This window comes from Dyadobacter fanqingshengii (assembly GCF_023822005.2).
Taxonomy (GTDB): domain Bacteria; phylum Bacteroidota; class Bacteroidia; order Cytophagales; family Spirosomataceae; genus Dyadobacter; species Dyadobacter fanqingshengii.
In genome coordinates, this window is the sequence record NZ_CP098806.1 from 3,202,579 (window position 1) to 3,219,862 (window position 17,284).

12 protein-coding genes are annotated in these 17,284 nt (G+C 45.3%); 6 read left to right on the forward strand and 6 right to left on the reverse strand.

The genetic code is table 11. The features are described from left to right. The first annotated feature begins 66 nt into the window (after window positions 1-66). A complete protein-coding gene (locus tag NFI81_RS13425) occupies window positions 67-600 on the forward strand; it encodes a YfiT family bacillithiol transferase (RefSeq protein ID WP_234611938.1) in 534 nt (177 codons plus the stop codon). A gap of 20 nt (window positions 601-620) precedes the next feature. Next, complete coding sequence (locus NFI81_RS13430) at window positions 621-776, forward strand: FeoB-associated Cys-rich membrane protein (RefSeq protein WP_234611937.1); 156 nt, start codon at window positions 621-623, stop codon at window positions 774-776. A 75-nt stretch (window positions 777-851) separates the two neighbouring features. Here NFI81_RS13430 and acs read toward each other — a convergent pair whose 3' ends face one another. Continuing rightward, window positions 852-2,741 carry an acetate--CoA ligase gene (gene acs / locus NFI81_RS13435; RefSeq protein ID WP_234611936.1) on the reverse strand — a complete coding sequence of 630 codons (1,890 nt, stop codon included), beginning with the start codon at window positions 2,739-2,741 and terminating at the stop codon, window positions 852-854. A gap of 255 nt (window positions 2,742-2,996) precedes the next feature. Here acs and NFI81_RS13440 point away from each other — a divergent pair, with 255 nt between their 5' ends. Then, window positions 2,997-4,223 carry a THUMP-like domain-containing protein gene (locus tag NFI81_RS13440; protein ID WP_234611935.1) on the forward strand — a complete coding sequence of 409 codons (1,227 nt, stop codon included), beginning with the start codon at window positions 2,997-2,999 and terminating at the stop codon, window positions 4,221-4,223. On the opposite strand, the gene NFI81_RS13445 is transcribed toward NFI81_RS13440, so the two are convergent. Together NFI81_RS13445 and NFI81_RS13450 are read right to left on the reverse strand one after the other, a co-directional pair. Next, on the reverse strand, window positions 4,220-4,573 hold the full coding sequence (locus tag NFI81_RS13445; protein WP_234611934.1) for an ArsC family reductase: 354 nt from the start codon (window positions 4,571-4,573) through the stop codon (window positions 4,220-4,222). The two genes, NFI81_RS13440 and NFI81_RS13445, sit on opposite strands and share 4 nt — an antisense overlap. A gap of 19 nt (window positions 4,574-4,592) precedes the next feature. Continuing rightward, the gene (locus NFI81_RS13450) at window positions 4,593-5,993 is read right to left on the reverse strand and encodes a dicarboxylate/amino acid:cation symporter (RefSeq protein WP_234611933.1); all 1,401 of its coding nucleotides are present in this window, start codon (window positions 5,991-5,993) and stop codon (window positions 4,593-4,595) included. 353 nt (window positions 5,994-6,346) lie between these two features. Between NFI81_RS13450 and NFI81_RS13455 the strand changes: the two genes are divergently transcribed. From NFI81_RS13455 to NFI81_RS13465, 3 genes are read left to right on the forward strand one after another with little or no spacing between them, the layout of a single operon-like run. After that, complete coding sequence (locus NFI81_RS13455) at window positions 6,347-7,198, forward strand: universal stress protein (protein WP_234611932.1); 852 nt, start codon at window positions 6,347-6,349, stop codon at window positions 7,196-7,198. A 6-nt stretch (window positions 7,199-7,204) separates the two neighbouring features. Next, window positions 7,205-8,332 carry a magnesium/cobalt transporter CorA gene (gene corA / locus NFI81_RS13460; RefSeq protein ID WP_234611931.1) on the forward strand — a complete coding sequence of 376 codons (1,128 nt, stop codon included), beginning with the start codon at window positions 7,205-7,207 and terminating at the stop codon, window positions 8,330-8,332. Between the two features lie 36 nt (window positions 8,333-8,368). Beyond that, on the forward strand, window positions 8,369-10,843 hold the full coding sequence (locus NFI81_RS13465; RefSeq protein WP_234611930.1) for a bifunctional UDP-N-acetylmuramoyl-tripeptide:D-alanyl-D-alanine ligase/alanine racemase: 2,475 nt from the start codon (window positions 8,369-8,371) through the stop codon (window positions 10,841-10,843). Here the strand turns inward: NFI81_RS13465 and ppk1 are convergent, their stop codons facing one another. The 3 genes from ppk1 to NFI81_RS13480 all read right to left on the reverse strand — a co-directional run bounded on the left by ppk1 (window position 10,844) and on the right by NFI81_RS13480 (window position 17,106). After that, entirely contained in the window at window positions 10,844-13,162 is a 2,319-nt protein-coding gene (gene ppk1 / locus NFI81_RS13470) for a polyphosphate kinase 1 (protein ID WP_234611929.1), read from the reverse strand. Window positions 13,163-13,332: 170 nt separating this feature from the next. Further along, the gene (gene gyrB / locus NFI81_RS13475) at window positions 13,333-15,288 is read right to left on the reverse strand and encodes a DNA topoisomerase (ATP-hydrolyzing) subunit B (RefSeq protein ID WP_234611928.1); all 1,956 of its coding nucleotides are present in this window, start codon (window positions 15,286-15,288) and stop codon (window positions 13,333-13,335) included. A 117-nt stretch (window positions 15,289-15,405) separates the two neighbouring features. Next, window positions 15,406-17,106, reverse strand: coding sequence for a hypothetical protein (locus tag NFI81_RS13480; RefSeq protein ID WP_234611927.1), 1,701 nt, complete (start codon window positions 17,104-17,106; stop codon window positions 15,406-15,408). Between the last annotated feature and the right edge of the window lie 178 nt (window positions 17,107-17,284).

Below are 17,284 nucleotides of genomic sequence, written 5' to 3' on the forward strand. Positions count from 1 at the left end.
TAGCGGCGAACATTCAGTCATTCATCGCAACGGCGACCGCTCATTCAGTCATTCAAAATTAGCCCCATGGACATAGAGCAGCTTAAATACCCGATAGGCGAATTTCAGTTTCAGAATTATTATACGCCGGCAGAGGTCAAATCTAACATTCAGATCATTAGTGCATTACCATCAAAATTTATTAACCTGCTCGGAGGTTGGGATAATGATAAATATAATACGCCTTACCGCCCCGATGGCTGGACAATCAGGCAGCTGATCCACCATGTTGCGGACAGCCATATGAATGCTTACGTGCGTTGCAGGCTTGCAATGACAGAGGATAATCCGGTGATTAAACCTTACGAAGAGCAGCTCTGGGCTGAACTTCCCGATGCCAAAATGGCACAGGTTGAGCTTTCGATCCAATTGCTTCGGTACATTCATTTGCGCTGGGTTTTGCTGCTCAATTCAATGGATGAAAATGATTTGGCCAGAACTTACACGCATCCGGCAACCGGTCGTGTTTTTCGCCTCGACGAAGTGATCGCGAATTATGCATGGCACAGCGAACATCATTATCAGCACGCATTTCAGCTTGCAGCCAGGAACAATTGGTAAAAACAGGCTGTTACTAAGGCATGGCACAAGAGATAATCATATTAATCCTTTTTCTTGCCGCACTGGGCTTTATGGGCTGGCGTGTTTGGAAAGCATTTGATAACCGCAATGACGGCGGTTGTGCAAAAGGATGCGGCTGCGCCGCGGATAAGGCCATCGCCGCTAAAAATCATTGACATTCATAATCAATACATAAAAACGGGGAGCCCATTTGGAGCTCCCCGTTTTTATGTATTATCAGGAACAAGAACTTATAAAGCCCCTTTCTTAATATCATCCACAACCGCCGGATCAAGCAGCGTAGAGATATCGCCCAGGTTATTTACGTCGCCTTCCGATATTTTTCTTAAAATTCTCCGCATGATCTTTCCAGAGCGCGTTTTCGGCAAGCCTGTTACAAACTGGACTTTGTCCGGCTTTGCGATCGGGCCGATGATCCGGGAAACGGTGGCGGCGATGTCTTTTTTGAACATTTCGGGATCATCGGGTTGGTTTTCCGCGATAACATAGGCGTAAATTCCTTGCCCCTTAATGTCATGCGCGTACCCAACCACGGCGGATTCAACGACACCCAAGTGCATATTAATGGCATTTTCCACCTCTGCGGTGCCTATTCTGTGCCCGGAAACATTTAGCACATCATCCACACGGCCGGTAATGCGATAGTTACCTTCCTCATCCCGCAAGCAGCCATCACCCGTGAAATACATGCCTGGATATGTTGAGAAATAGGTTTGTTTGGCGCGCTCGTGGTCGCCATATGTAGTTCGGATAATGCCCGGCCACGGGAATTTTACACAAAGATTTCCGCTAACGCCGTTTCCTTCGATTACTTTACCGTTTTCATCGACCAACACGGGCTGGATGCCCGGCAATGGCAATGTTGCGAATGTAGGTTTTTCAGGTGTGATGCCAGCTAGTGGTGAGATCATAATGCCGCCCGTTTCGGTTTGCCACCAGGTGTCTACGAGTGGGCAATGGTCATGTCCAATGTTGGTTTTGAACCAGTGCCATGCTTCTTCGTTGATCGGCTCCCCTACCGAACCCAGTTTGGTAAGTGAAGAAAGATCGTGTTTTTTAACAAAATCCAAACCAAAACTCATCAGCGAACGAATGGCTGTGGGAGCCGTATATAGAATGTTGACCTTATGTTTGGCAACAATTTCCCAGAAACGACCTGCATCAGGATAAGTAGGAACACCTTCGAAAACCACAGAGGTGGCCCCATAGCAAAGGGGTCCGTACACAATGTAACTGTGGCCTGTGATCCAGCCGATGTCTGCCGTACAAAAATGGATTTCCCCCGGCTCATATTGAAATACATTCGCAAAAGTATAAGTTGTGTAAACCATGTAGCCGCCGCATGTATGTACAACGCCCTTAGGCTTACCCGTAGAACCTGATGTATACAGGATAAACAGTGTATCCTCCGCGTCCATAGGCTCGGCCGGACATACGGAATCCACGTGTTTCACTTCTTCTTCCCACCAAAGATCCCGGCCTTTCAGCATGGAAACCGGCGTTCGTGTGCGCGTCATCACGATCACATGTTTTACGCTATGACATTGATCCAAAGCAGCATCGACCGTTTCTTTCATCGGGATCACTTTTGACCCACGGAAAGCACCGTCGGAGGTGATCACCATATTACACTCGGCATCATTAATGCGGTCGGCGATGGATTTTGCTGAAAAGCCACCGAAAACAACCGAGTGAATGGCTCCAATGCGTGCACAAGCAAGCACGGCTACGGTGAGCTCGGGCACCATGGGCAGATATATGCACACGCGGTCACCTTTTTTTACGCCATGTTTTTTAAGGACATTGGCAAAACGGCAAACCCGGTCGTATAAAACGCGGTAAGTAATGGTCACGGATCTATCTTCGGGATCATTGGGTTCCCAGATAATGGCAGGCTGATCGCCGCGCTCGGCAAGATGCCTGTCCAATGCATTCTCGGTAATGTTGAGCTCTCCGCCTTCAAACCACTTGATATTTGCTTCACTAAAATCCCAGCTCAGGACTTTTTTCCATGGTTTGCGCCACTGAAATTGTTGGGCTACTTCTGCCCAGAAACCTTCGGGATCGTCTACACTTTGTTTGTAGGCAGCCTGATACGCTTCAAAGGTCTTAATTTTCATGATAAATAAAGGTTAGACTTAGGATTAAGGGATATGAGGGGACAATTTATAATTTTCATTTGGTTCGTCCTACTTAAAGCAAAACAGAAAATACTACTCAAAAACCGCATTCCATTGATTATCAACGCCAAGCCCGCCGACAGTATGGAAGAGGTTTTTTAATATTCTGTAATGTGCGCGCTGATGCAACGTAAAACTGTGACATACATGTAAAATGATGTATTTTCGGGCCAGAACTAAACACACCACAATCCGATGAATGAGCACACACCCCATAACATTGAAGACGAAGCTGGTTTTTCGCAAGCAGAAATTACGTTCATACAAGCCCATTTGAAAGATGATGTGAGCAAGTTGATGCTGCGCGGCACGCAATTTAAAGGCTTCAATATCAAGAAACTGGCAGAACAGATTCAGTCAAGGCAAAAAGCTGTTAAAAAACTTCCCGAATGGTCAGCAAATCCGGAGCTGATCTTCCCTCCTGCCCTGTCAGTTGAGCAAAGTTCATCGGAGGCCACGGCACGATATAAAGCTACATTAATGTCCGGGCATCAATTAATTGACATTACTGGCGGCATGGGTGTTGACTGCTATTATATGCGAGCTAACTTTCAGTATGTGCAGTATTTTGAGCAACAGCCAGTCGTTGCCGAAGCAGCGAAATTTAATTTTGATCAACTTGGCGCCAACAATATATGTGTCCATGCTGCCGACTCCATAGAAACACTGAAAACTGAGCCGTATAGTGCGGACTGGATTTACGCCGATCCCGCGAGGCGCAATGCAAACCAGGAAAAGGTTGTGCTGTTGTCGGATTGTACGCCGGATGTTGTCGAGCATTTAAGCGTTTTATTCGAGCGCGCGCCGAATGTCCTGCTCAAAACTTCTCCTCTGCTCGACATTGACCTGGCTGCCAGATCCCTCAGAAACCTGAAAGAAGTGCACGTTATTGGTTACGAAGGTGAATGTAAGGAGCTATTATTTGTGCTGAAAAAGGATTGGATTTCGGATACATTCGAGATTAAGGTGCGGATTATCAGCAGCTCAGGTGATACAGTGAATCTACTGGATTTGACCCGTAAAACGGAGCAGCAGGCTGAGGTCCATTATTCCACTCCATTGCAATATTTATATGAACCGCATGCTGCGGTTTTGAAAGCAGGTGCATTCAGGACCATTTGCAACACCTTTTCTCTGAATAAACTGGCCATTAACAGTCAGTTATATACGTCAGAGCATTTGTTAAACGGGTTTCCCGGACGTGTTTTTGAAGTAGTCGCTGTTTGCAAACCGGCCATCCGTGAAATTAAGAAAATTATCGGAGGCGATAAGGCGAACCTTACGGTCCGTAATTTTCCGGCGAGCAGTGAGGATTTAAGGAAAAAATTGAAATTAAAGGATGGTGGCATGTTTTATCTTTTCGCCACCACACTCGCTGACAATTCCAGAGTAATGATCGTCACCATAAAGCCGAAGCGTTAAAGGAATTTTTCTGCATACTCTTTCTCGGAAAACCCGATCGCTACGGCCTTTCCGGATTCGTCTTCAATGAGCGGACGTTTGATCACGGACGTATGCGCTATCATTAGTTTCGCGGCCGATTTCTCGTCTGTTATCAACGCCTTTTCTTCGTCGGAAAGGCCTTTCCAGGTTGTGCTGCCTTTGTTTACAACTTTATCCCAGGGAAGACTCTTGAACCAGACTGTGATCCTGTCCTTACTGATCCCCTCCGTTTTGTAATTATGGAAAGCATATTCAATGTTATTCTTTTCGAGCCAGGTGCGTGTTTTCTTTACTGTATCGCAATTGGGTATTCCGTAAACCGTCAACATAAACATATTTTAATGAAATCTAAACTTCTGTAATAACCGGCTCTTCCGTAACCAGGTCTGAATTATGCATTTTCTGATCATCCAACTCTCCTTCCCAACGCGCAATTACCGCTGTGGCGAGGCAATTTCCTGTCACATTCACAGAAGTCCGCGCCATGTCCATCAGCTCGTCAATGCCCATGATCAGCAGCACCGGCCATTCCGGCATTCCGAAATTAGCAATGGCCCCAAGCAGGATCACCAATGTTGCCCTGGGAATTCCCGCAACACCTTTACTCGTTAGCATCAGAAGTAAAACCATCGTAAGCTGCTGTCCGAAAGACATTTCGGTTCCGGTGGCCTGGGCGACAAATACGGTTGCGAGTGCCAGATACAATGTGGATCCATCGAGATTGAAACTATAACCCGTTGGCATTACAAACGAAACGATCTGCCGGGGAACGCCGAATTTCTCCATCTTCTCCATCGCTTTGGGAAGCGCTGATTCGGAGCTTGTTGTTGCAAAAGCAATGGATACAGGCTCAAAAATGGCTTTGGCAAATTTAATAACCGGGATTCTTGCAAACAATGCAATAGGAATGAAAACAATCAGAATGAAAACGATCAATGCGCAATATAATGTTGCCAGCAGCAATGCGAGGTTCCGCAGCACGTCAATCCCCATATGACCCACGGTTTCGGCAATAGCAGCGCCTACGCCGATCGGCGCGAAAAGCATGATGATCTTTGTAAGTTTAAACATGACCTCGGCAAGCAATTCGACGCCGTGAACAAATTTTTCCTTTTTTACAGATGGCAGTAATGCAAGGCTTATACCAAACAAAACGCTGAATACAACGATTTGAAGCACTTCTCCATGATAAATCGATTTGGCAATGTTTTCAGGAAATGAATGCAGAACGATATCCTGCCAGGTTTGCTCTGCCACTTTCGGTAAAGTTGCATTCAATGATTCGGGAGGAATAATTCCGACGCCGGGTTTAAACCAGTTGGCAAAAAATAAGCCGATCAGCAATGCAAATGTGGTCACAACTTCAAAGTAAAGCAATGATTTCCAACCCATTCTGCCGACCTGTTTCAAATCCGAATGTCCGGCAATTCCTGTTACAAGCGTGGCAAAAAGCAATGGTGCGATCACCGTTTTGATCATTTGCAAAAATATCTGCCGCAAGAAATGCAGCTCTGTGCCCATCTTGGGAAAATCATAACCGATCTCCGTTCCGACCAGCATGGAAATCAGGATGGATGTCGTCAAATTCCTTTTGAGGACCGCAAAAAGGATTAATCCTGCAAGTGCCGCCCAGCGAAGGCTAAGTAAAACAGTGTCAGATAAAGAGATGATATCGTATGCATTGAGCACGGTGGCTATTGCAGCAATAGTTACAAGGACAATGTTGATGATGGTAATCTTGCTCTTCATACAGGATATTAGAATGAGGAATTTGTTTCAACGGTAAACTTATAAAAAATCAATTTAAGCCCAACTATCAATGCAAACGCATTTAAAGCAAAACACAAAATTAATTATATGTTTTGGACAATATTATTTAATGATTGTACTAAACTAGACTGGTTTTGAAAAATAAATATTGGTTTGATAAAATTTTAAACCGCCCGCGAAATTTGAAAACACCATGCTTGTCGACCCGAAGCAAACGCGCAAACGCGCACAAATTATCTTTGTTTTAAAAGGGGCACGATTCTTTGCTTTGAGTCTGTAAATTTGATATGTTCGGAAATTACATCATTCCAATCAAAAAACAGGCCCTGACAATGAACAAGATCCTTATCCCAATAGACTTTTCCGAAAATGCGGAACGCGCATTGGCTGCGGCAAAAATTATAGCCGAAAAAGAGACAACCCAGCTCCTGATATTGCATGCTTACCAGCCTTATATTGCGGACGTTAACATTACGCCCGGCAATGTGCTTCCAGGAATCGATGGCGGTGATTTTCTCTCCATGACCAATGAACTGGAAGGAGAATTCCAGAAAAAACTGGAAAAGTATATCGAGGAAGTTATTGCAGAGGGTTATCAGGCGGAGGCAATTTGGGCGATTGGCAGCGTTCAGTCTGCGGTTGAAGAGGCCATTGAAACACATAATCCCAGCTTAATTGTGATCGGGCGGACGGGCACGGGTGGTTTTATGGATAAGCTGATCGGCAGTTCGGCTACCAGCATCGGCCTGCATTCAACCTGTCCTGTGTTGGTGATCCCTCCGCAAAGCATGCCGAATAAATTTCAGAAGGTCGTATATGCTACCCAGTTTGAATATGATGAAACCGATATTTTGCGTGAGGTTTTCGTTTTGATGAACCACCTCGGCGCAAATTTGACATTATTAAAAATCCAGTCCGATTCACAACCCAACATTCAGGCTGATCATCAGTTCATTGACGAAATTAAATCCAAATTCACGATTGCGGCCGACGCCATTGTTTTTCGCGAATCCAGGCATGTGCTTGACGGCATAGAGGATTATTGCGACGAAGTAGGCGCAGACCTGCTCATTATGTCGGCGCGGGAACGTTCGTTTATTGAAGAATTTTTGATCAATCCGAGCGTTACCAGGAAACTGATCATAGACACGCATGTGCCATTGCTGGTTTTTCATCTCAAATAAATCAAATTGGAAAAGGCAGAGAACAAACGGGCTTTCCAGCCGGAAGATCTGGTTTCACGTAACCAAAAAAAGAAGCGGTATAAGAGAAATCTGCTGACCTCTCCGGGCACGCTCACTTACATTGGACCCGATGTTGAGTTAAAGACCAAAATCCGGAAAATCGTTTACAATGACCAGATCTTTCGGGACGAGCCAGTGAAATCGCTGCTCGAATGCAGTCCCGAAGCTTCCAATGAAAAAGCCGTGACCTGGCTGGACGTCGACGGAATCCATGAAACTGCGCTGATAGCCAAATTAGGCAAACTTTATCACCTGCATCCCCTGCTGCTGGAAGATGTAGTAAACACGGAACACAAGCCAAAACTCGAAATATATGACAACGGGCACTTGTTCCTGACGCTGAAAATGTTGCACATTGATTCGGAATCGCCCATATGTCTTTCTGCTGAGCATGTCAGTTTTGTTTTGGGAGAAAACTATTTGCTATCTTTTCAGGAAGAGCTTTCCAATGATATTTTTACGCCCGTACTGGATAGATTACAAGCTTCCGTAGGCAAAACCCGGCGGAACGGCGCCGATTATCTGCTATTTGCGTTGATGGATATCGTGATTGACAACTATTTCATAGTGCTGGAAAAACTGGGCGACAGTCTGGATACGGTTGAAGACCAGGTAATCCGGGGAACAGAGGAGTTGTCACTCAAAGAACTATACTCGCTGAAACGCGAACTGACCATCGCCAGAAGGGTTATATGGCCGCTGCGGGATATGATCAACCAGTTGATCCGGGAGGATAATCCGCTGATCAGCAAGGAAACGATCCCCTATCTTCGGGATCTTTACGATCACGTCATGCAGGTTCTTGACACCATTGACTCCTATCGAGAACTCGTCGCGAGCCTCGCCGACGTACATTTATCAACCATCAGTAACCGGATGAATTCAGTGATGAAGACATTGACGATTTTTTCCGCTGTTTTTATGCCACTTACATTTATAGTAGGCGTTTACGGCATGAACTTCGACAATATGCCCGAATTAAGGGTTCACAACGGTTATTATTATGTTTGGGGTTTAATGATTGCAGTTACGATCGGGCTGATATTTTATTTCAAATCCAAGAAATGGATGTAAGGTTTGATACCTTTGTGGCCTGAAAATCGCATTGGAATGAACTTTACAGTAGACAGCTTTCAAACAATCACAACAGACGCCGCTTACCTGCTTACGGACAGCCGCCAGATTTCTTTCCCAAGCCAAAGCATCTTTTTTGCAATTAAAGGTGAAAGGCACGACGGGCATCAATTCTTGCCGGCATTGTACGCCAGTGGCGTTAGGGAATTTGTGGTGGAAGAAGCTGCTTACACGGAAATGCTGCGTTGGGAAACTGCTGTTTGGCGTGATGCCAGGATATGGGTTGTACCGTCCAGCATTCGTGCCTTGCAGTCGCTGGTGGCAGAAAGGCGACGGCAGTTCAATCTTCCGGTTGTGGGCATAGCCGGCAGTAATGGCAAGACGATTGTAAAGGAATGGCTCGTTCAGCTCGCGTCTCCGCGGGAGACCATTGTTGCAAGCCCAAAGAGTTATAATTCACAAATCGGCGTTCCATTATCCGTATGGAACATTGGGAAACAGCACACCCTTGGGATATTTGAAGCCGGGATTTCGCGTTCGCACGAAATGGAGTATTTGCAACCTGTCATGCAGCCTACAATCGGTATTTTCACCAATATCGGCCCGGCCCATGATGATGGTTTCAAAAGTAAAAAGCAAAAAATCACTGAAAAGCTGCGCCTTTTTACCAAAGTCAAAAAACTCATTTACAGAAAGGATTATGCTGAACTTGACGAAGAAATCAATCTGATACTGAGGCCGGTAAACACTTTTTTAAAAACCATCAGCTGGGGCACACCGGCATCAGGTGCTGATATCAGTGTTTCTTATCAAAAGGAGAAATCCAAAACTGTTATTTCGCTGACCGGAAAACTTGGCAATCAAAAATTTGATACAAACTTCACCGACGAAGCTTCCCTTGAAAACCTCACGCACTGCATTGTTTTTCTGCTGGACTTCGGCTTTCCTAGCTCAGTAATCCAGGAAGGCATAGGGCTGCTGAAACCGGTTTCCATGCGTTTGGAGCTGAAAGAAGGCATTAATCACAATTACATTATTGATGATGCTTACAATAACGATTTGCAGGGCTTATCCATGGCGCTCAATTTTCTCGCGCAACAGGAACAGCGGCAAAAGAAGACCGTGATCCTTTCGGACGTTTTGCAAACCGGCCAGACGCCCGCCGAACTATATAGAACGGTTGCCAAGCTCCTGAAAGAGAAAGCCATCGACAGATTGATTGGAATAGGGCCGGAAATCCAGGGCCAGGCGGCAGCGTTTGACATTACACGCACCCACTTTTTCAATGACACCGCCACATTCCTGCAAGAATTCCCCTTCAATTCTTTGTACGACAGTCTTGTCCTCATTAAGGGCGCCAGGCCATTCTCGTTTGAAAAGATCGTTCAGCGGTTGCAGCAAAAAGCACACGGAACAGTGTTTGAGATAAATCTGGATGCATTGTCGCATAATCTGAATTTTTATAGGTCAAAAGTCGGTTCGCAAACCAAAATCATGGCTATGGTTAAAGCCTTCGCTTATGGCACGGGAAGCGCCGAAGTGGCGTCTTTATTACAGTTCCATCGCGTGGATTACCTCGGCGTCGCTTATGCGGACGAAGGTGTGGTTTTAAGGCAAAGCGGCATCACATTGCCCATTATGGTGATGAATGCAACTTCCCAGGCCTTCGACCTGCTTTTACAATATAAGTTGGAGCCGGAAATTTACAGCCAGCGGATCTTCACCGAATGGATCGCTTTCGTCAATAAAAATAAATTCACTGCTGAAATCCCAGCCATACATTTAAAGCTCGATACGGGCATGCATCGCCTGGGATTTGTGAAAGACGACCTCGAATGGCTCATCGAAACGCTTGCCACCAATCCGCATATCAAGGTCGCATCGATCTTTTCACATCTTGTTGGCGCTGACGAAGGTGTACACAATGCTTTTTCAAAACAGCAGTTCGAGCTTTTCCAGGAGGGTGCGCAGCAAATTGAAAATGCATTGGGCTACACCACAATTAAACACATTCTGAACTCGGCCGGAATCGTTCGGTTCCCGGATTATAAGCTGGATATGGTGCGTTTGGGGATCGGGCTTTATGGCGTAGAGGCAACCGGGCAGGAACAGCAGGCCTTGCAATCAGTAGGAACATTAAAAACGGTTGTGTCGCAGATTAAATATCTTTCTGCTGGCGAAACAGTCGGTTATAGCCGGCGGGGCCATCTGGACCATGACGCGGCAATCGCTACACTCGCCATCGGCTATGCAGACGGTTATGATCGCGGGTTAGGAAATGGAGCGGGTAAAGTATGGGTAAATGGCCTGCTATGCCCGACTATCGGCAACATTTGTATGGATATGACCATGATCGATGTAACCGGGGCCACCGTGGAGGAGGGTGATGAGGTAATTATTTTCGGGAAGGAAATGCCAATTCTTGAGCTCTCAAAACAAATTAACACGATCCCATACGAAATCCTTACTGGAATCGGAGATCGTGTTAAAAGGGTTTTCTATAAAGAATAATTAAACCTGCGTTTCGTTTCGAGTTTCAGTAAACTCTTCTGAATCAACCGATTCGATAGTTTCAGACGCCGTTGCACGAACCGGTTCGTCTTCGAAAAGGTGCGTGGCCATAACCTGGTCAAGCGTTACACTGTAAAATGCCTCGTGCACGTTCAGCGGCTCTGTCCCATCGAGGATCTCGCATTTGACATAACTACCGTCTTCGTGCATTTCATAAGCATTCACGTTGTCTTGCAGGCTGTAATATAAAATGTGAATGGCCTCCTGGCGCACGCGTGGATCCACGAGTTTAAACAGTGATTCAATGCGCTTGTCGAAACTCCGCACCATGGCATCGGCACTTCCGCCATATACCAGCGGATCGCCATTCTGGTGAAAATAAAATATGCGCGAATGTTCCAAAAAGTCCCCTACCAGTGATCTGACCGTGATATTTTCGCTTAGTCCGGCACGTTGCGGCCGCAGACAGCACATGCCGCGAACAATTAATTTGATTGGAACACCTGCCTGCGATGCTTTATAAAGTTCGAGAATGGTGGTTCTGTCTTCGAGGGAATTAATTTTGATACAAATCCCGCTTTTCAGCCCTGCACGTGCATTCTCCGCTTCCTGTTGAATCAGATCCACTAACTTGTCGCGCATATAACGCGGCGCGGTGATCAGATTTTGATATTCAGAAGGAATTGAATGTCCTGTGATAACATTGAAAAACTCTGAGATATCATGTGTATATTCTTCATTTGAAGTCAATAGCCCTGTATCCGTATAAAGTCTGGACGTATCTTCATTATAATTCCCGCTCGACAAATGCGCGTAACGCAGCACCCGGTTTCCCTCATTACGAACGATCAGCAGCAGTTTTGTATGGGTTTTGAGTAGACCAATGCCATAGATCACGAAACAGCCAGCCTTTTGCAGCCGCTGCGCTTCCCTGATGTTATTTTCTTCATCAAACCGTGCCTTAACCTCGAACAAAACAGCTACGTGTTTACCGTTTTCCGCTGCATGCAAAAGTGCTTCGGTTACCCGCGAATTTTTAGCCAGCCTGTAAATCGTCAGTTTGATAGACAGAACTTTCGGGTCCTCGGCGGCCTGTTCCAAAAGCTGTAAAACGGGCTCGAAATTGTTATAGGGATGGTGCAACAGGATATCGCGCTCGCGCATGACTTCGAAAATATCCGGAATCCGTTCTCTGTCGAGTCCCAGCGGTGGCACAGGCGGATGGATCGCCGGGATCTGATCTTTGAATTCAGGATGCTTAATAATGCCCCAGAACGACGTGTAATCTATGAAGCCATCAATCGGAAAAACATTGTAATCATCAATTTCCCAACGTTTTTTGATCAGACTCAGCAAGTCAGGATTCGTGTCATGCTCAATGGAAACCTGCACAACGCGTCCCAAGCGCCGGCTTTTTATTTTTTGTTTGATTTCATCGATAAAATCCGCTTCAACATCGTCACTCTCTTCCAGGGAAAAATCACCATTTCTAATAATCCTGAAAAGATTGGTTGAAACGATATCCACATTGCGGTAAAGCTTATGAATGTAAGCCCTTACAATGTCTTCAATAGGCAAAAACAACAACTCATCTTCGCGATCTATGACATAAAACCGCGGCAGATTCAAGGGCAGCTGCACAAAGGACAGCTTCCTGTCTTCTTCTGCGGTGGTTCCCTTCACCTGCGTAATTACACCCAGGATCAGCACTTTCGCCAGCAAAACCGGGAAGGCGTGGGTATAGTCAAACAGCATGGGTGTCAGCATCGGATAAACTGTGCGCTCAAAATATTCTTCAACGGCAGCTTTCTCATCATCGTGGACATCGTCCACCTTGATGATTGTGAAACCGTGCTGTTCAAACAGCGGCAAGAGCTGATTTTTGTAACAGTCATTCTGCTTCCTGACAAACTCATGCAACTCGCGCATGAGCACTTTGCGGAAAGGAATTTCCCTCAGACCCGAATAATCGAGCCGTTCTTTACCAAAATCAAGATAATTATAAAGGCTGCCAACCCGGATCGTAAAAAATTCATCCAGATTGGAAGACGTAATAGCCAAAAATTTCAGCCTGTCGAACAGGTTTCGTTCTTCATTGGTTGCCTGATCCAGGACGCGGTCGTTGAATTTCAACCAGCTCAGATCCCGGCTGATCAGATCACTTTGTTGAACAAGCGTATTGGCCTTTTCACTGGAAGGACTGATGATTTTTGGGTCCTCGGGGGATGCTGAACCTTTGGTACTTTTAAAAAAAGCAAACAAATTATTCAATCTGCCTTTCTTGCCGTTGCTATATATGGGATCGGTTGAGCCGGACATATTTTTATTCTTTAAGGGTTGTGTTTGCGAATAGCAATAAAAATTTAACGAATCTAAGTATCTAATGTTTCTGGTAACATGAACTTTCTGTTAAATTTCCGTATAAAAAACAGAAACGGATGACTGAATTTGACAGCCATCCGTTTCCAAAACTTATCAGGAGTCAAGCACTATACGTCTACACGGGCGTATTTCGCATTTTTCTCTATAAAATCCCGCCTAGGGGCCACTTCGTCGCCCATCAGCATTGAAAACAAATGGTCTGCTTCTGCGGCCGATTCAATCGAAACCCGTTTCAAGCTTCTCTTGTCAGGATTCATGGTTGTTTCCCACAATTGTTCAGCATTCATTTCTCCCAAACCTTTGTAACGCTGCACGTTAACCGATTCTTCACGTCCGGCACCGATTTCACGGATGGCAGCTTCTCTTTGCGCCTCGGTCCAGCAATATCTTTCTTCACGTCCTTTTCTCACGAGGTAAAGCGGCGGCTGGGCAATGTAAATGTAGCCGTGGTCGATCAGGATCTTCATATAACGGAAGAAGAAAGTCAGGATCAATGTACGAATGTGGCTACCATCAATATCCGCATCCGTCATGATTACGATCTTATGGTAACGCAGCTTGTCAATGTTCAAAGCCCTTTCATCGCCGTCTTTTCCAATCTGCACACCCATTGCGGTGAACATATTCTTAATCTCTTCGTTTTCGTAAATCCGGTATTCCTGTGCTTTTTCCACATTCAGGATCTTACCACGAAGCGGCAAAATCGCCTGATATGCGCGGTTACGGCCTTGTTTTGCAGTTCCACCCGCCGAGTCCCCTTCGACCAGGTACAACTCGCAAACGTTTGGATCTGTTTCGGAGCAGTCGGACAGTTTACCCGGCAGACCTGTTCCGGTCAGAATATTTTTCCGCTGCACCATTTCGCGTGCTTTTTTGGCAGCGATACGTGCTTTGGCAGCTAAAATTACTTTATCAATAATTACCCGTGCTTCCTTAGGATGCTCATTCAGGTAATTGTCCAGCATTTCCGATACAACCTGGCTTACAACGCCGGTTACCTCAGAGTTTCCAAGCTTGGTTTTAGTCTGGCCTTCAAACTGAGGCTCCTGGACTTTGATCGAAATCACGGCTGTCAGACCTTCGCGAAAGTCGTCCCCGCTGATTTCAATTTTTTCTTTGGCAAGAACGCCTGATTTTTCAGCGTAGTTTTTCAATGTTCTTGTCAACGCCGCGCGGAAACCGGAAACGTGCGTTCCGCCTTCGACGGTGTTGATGTTGTTTACATAAGAAAATACATTCTCGCTGTAAGACGTATTATACATCATCGCCACTTCCACCGGAACAGTTCCTTTCAGGGTTTCCATGTGAATGGGCGCTGGAATCAATGGCTGACGTGTTGCATCCAGATAGGTGACAAACTCGTTCAAACCGATTTCGGAATAGAACTCTTCCCCTCTAAATTTCCCGTCTTCATCTTCCTCACGTTTATCTTCCAGGGTAATCCGGATCTTTTTGTTCAAATAGGATAATTCCCGGAGACGCGTTGCTACGGTTTCATACTTGAATTCTGTAACTGTGAAAATGGTAGCATCGGGCAGGAAGTGAATAAATGTCCCAGTTTTTTCTGACTCACCGATCGTCCTTACAGGATAAAGCGGCTTGCCTTCGCTGTACTCTTGCTCGAATATTTTTCCTTCACGATGGATCTCTGCTCTCAAATGAATTGAAAGTGCATTTACGCAGGAAACCCCTACACCGTGCAAACCACCGGAAACCTTGTATGTATCTTTATCAAACTTACCACCGGCATGCAAAACGGTCAATACGACCTCTAATGCGGACCTTCCTTCTTTGGTATGCATTCCGGTTGGAATCCCCCGGCCATTATCCTGAACGGTAATGGAATTATTTTTTTCTATCGTAACATTGATGGTGTCGCAATAGCCAGCCATCGCTTCATCAATGGAGTTGTCGACAACTTCCCAAATCAAATGGTGAACCCCCTTAAAACCAGTGTCACCAATATACATGGCCGGACGTTTACGAACGGCCTCTAAACCTTCAAGAACCTGGATGTTTTCGGCTGAATAACTATTTACTTCAATCACTGCTTCGTTTGACATATAGTTTGTTTTACACTTGGATAAAAAGAACCATTTCAGGCTTTTTAAGCCCGTAAAGATACGATTTTTTTACCGTCTAACCTAGCAGAAAATAGATTGGGATGACATCAGAAAGTACTATTTCAGGCTATATGCGGAACCTGATGCAAAAAGGGATTTATCTAATTTGTAAAACACCTTTTCCCCGTTGTTATGTATGTCCAGAATACCCATGTCGTAAGTCCCGGGAACGAGGTCATCCTGCCTGAAAAGCGTGTTGAAGCCGGTTTTGTAATAGTGCCCCTGGGTGATAATTTCCTTCCGGGCGTCTACTTTAGGATTGGCATTCATCAAGTGGATAGCACCTGTTTTCTGATCCCTTAAAACCATAAAACGATCGCCAGCAAGGCCCTTTCGCTGCGGAAGCAGATTGCTGGCGACAAAGTAATAAGTAAGGTGCTCAACGCCATCCCGGATCGCCCTCTCAATTTTCCAATCCTCTACATAAAGCGCGTAGTCCCTAGTTGCCTTGCTGTTTGCATTGAACATGGAATCCAGCTGATCATGCTCTGCAACAGGTTTAGGCAAATGAAAAAATCCTTTCTCGTAACCCGGGATCAGATAGAAGCTGCCGTTCCTGATGATCGTTTTTTCAACGGAGAACATATTCCGGTTCGTTTTCCAGTTGTACACGTCGGCCAGATAAGTCGTCCTTTTGATTGCGACGAACCCTGTGAATTTGTAGTAGGAATAAACGCAATAGAAAATACTAAACGCCGTAATGCCGAAAAAAACGGCTTTTTTGCGAAAAAATGAGCTGTAATCGAGGAGCAAAATGTATAAGATCACAGTTGAGAGCGATGCATAAATCTGAAATCGGCTCGCAATGGTGCTCCCTGCCCAGGATCGGAAAAGGGCAATTACCGTGCTGGTAATAAATATAAAGGCAAACAAGGTCAGTAATTCAGCTGTGCCCGGCTTAATGTTCGCTGGTTTGTTGAAATAAATCGCAGCGACACGCCAGACGATGTAAACCATAAACGCAATAATAATCGCTCCCCAAACCGCTGAGAAAAATACAGGAAAAGCCCACAGAGACATTGCGGAGCCAATAAAGCCGAAAAGCGAAGAGAAAAATAAAACCAGATCTTTCGGCAGATGAACAGCCTGACCCGACTCATAACCGGCCAGATAAATCACCAGACAAAGAACCATGAACCCACCTGTGATAATGGCTCTTTTAAAGTCCTTGAAGCAGAGGAAGTAAAAGATTATAGCCGGAAATGATAAAATGCCATTCCCGTGCGTAAAAGTGGCCAGAAAACAGCAAAGCATAGCGCCGTAAAGTGCAAGATTGGTGCGCCTTGAAGCAAGAATGATGGCCGTCACGGTAAATGCCGTCAGGAACGAATGCTGCATGCCGTTCAGGGCCCAGCCCGAAATGTCGTAGTAAAGCGGCTGGAAATATAAAAAGGCCGCGGGAATGAAATAATAGAGCGGCAACCTGGTCTTCTTGAATTGAAGATAAATGAAATAGAAAATGTAAGTAATGTTGATGGAAACGAGTACGATGTAAAACCGGAAATTGAGATGGCCGGTAATGGTGTACTCGATGAGGGAAATCAGTCGGGGAACAACGGCCTTATGGTCATTGAATGTGCGGAAAAGCTCGGTAATAAGACCAGAGAAGCCGAGACCGCCCTGTGAAACAACTTCTATGAACTGGATTAGTAGAAAATCATCCTGGTACGGAAAATTTACGGAGTAATAGTAGTTGTAAAACAAGTATACAAGAATGACCAAGCATATAACGACACCCGAGAGAAATCGTAACTTCATATTAACCAAAAAGTAGATTGAATTGATTGCCGCAATTATCGTTTAATCCGGCATTTATCGATTCAAAACTAAACCTTTAAAACCGGATTTATACATTTCGCCTGCTTTTTTACTGATTGGCAAATGAGGCTTGTAACATCCCTTAACATTAAAAAGAGCGAAGATGATCTCCGCTCTT

What these genes read in the sequence shown, in the direction of transcription:
- NFI81_RS13430 (WP_234611937.1), top strand. Translation starts at nt 621, where the DNA reads ATGGCACAAGAGATAATCATATTAATCCTTTTTCTTGCCGCACTGGGC.
- NFI81_RS13455 (WP_234611932.1), top strand. Translation starts at nt 6,347, where the DNA reads ATGAACAAGATCCTTATCCCAATAGACTTTTCCGAAAATGCGGAACGC.
- NFI81_RS13465 (WP_234611930.1), top strand. Translation starts at nt 8,369, where the DNA reads ATGAACTTTACAGTAGACAGCTTTCAAACAATCACAACAGACGCCGCT.
- acs (WP_234611936.1), bottom strand. Translation starts at nt 2,741, where the DNA reads ATGAAAATTAAGACCTTTGAAGCGTATCAGGCTGCCTACAAACAAAGT.
- NFI81_RS13440 (WP_234611935.1), top strand. Translation starts at nt 2,997, where the DNA reads ATGAATGAGCACACACCCCATAACATTGAAGACGAAGCTGGTTTTTCG.
- NFI81_RS13425 (WP_234611938.1), top strand. Translation starts at nt 67, where the DNA reads ATGGACATAGAGCAGCTTAAATACCCGATAGGCGAATTTCAGTTTCAG.
- gyrB (WP_234611928.1), bottom strand. Translation starts at nt 15,288, where the DNA reads ATGTCAAACGAAGCAGTGATTGAAGTAAATAGTTATTCAGCCGAAAAC.
- NFI81_RS13480 (WP_234611927.1), bottom strand. Translation starts at nt 17,106, where the DNA reads ATGAAGTTACGATTTCTCTCGGGTGTCGTTATATGCTTGGTCATTCTT.
- NFI81_RS13450 (WP_234611933.1), bottom strand. Translation starts at nt 5,993, where the DNA reads ATGAAGAGCAAGATTACCATCATCAACATTGTCCTTGTAACTATTGCT.
- NFI81_RS13445 (WP_234611934.1), bottom strand. Translation starts at nt 4,573, where the DNA reads ATGTTGACGGTTTACGGAATACCCAATTGCGATACAGTAAAGAAAACA.
- ppk1 (WP_234611929.1), bottom strand. Translation starts at nt 13,162, where the DNA reads ATGTCCGGCTCAACCGATCCCATATATAGCAACGGCAAGAAAGGCAGA.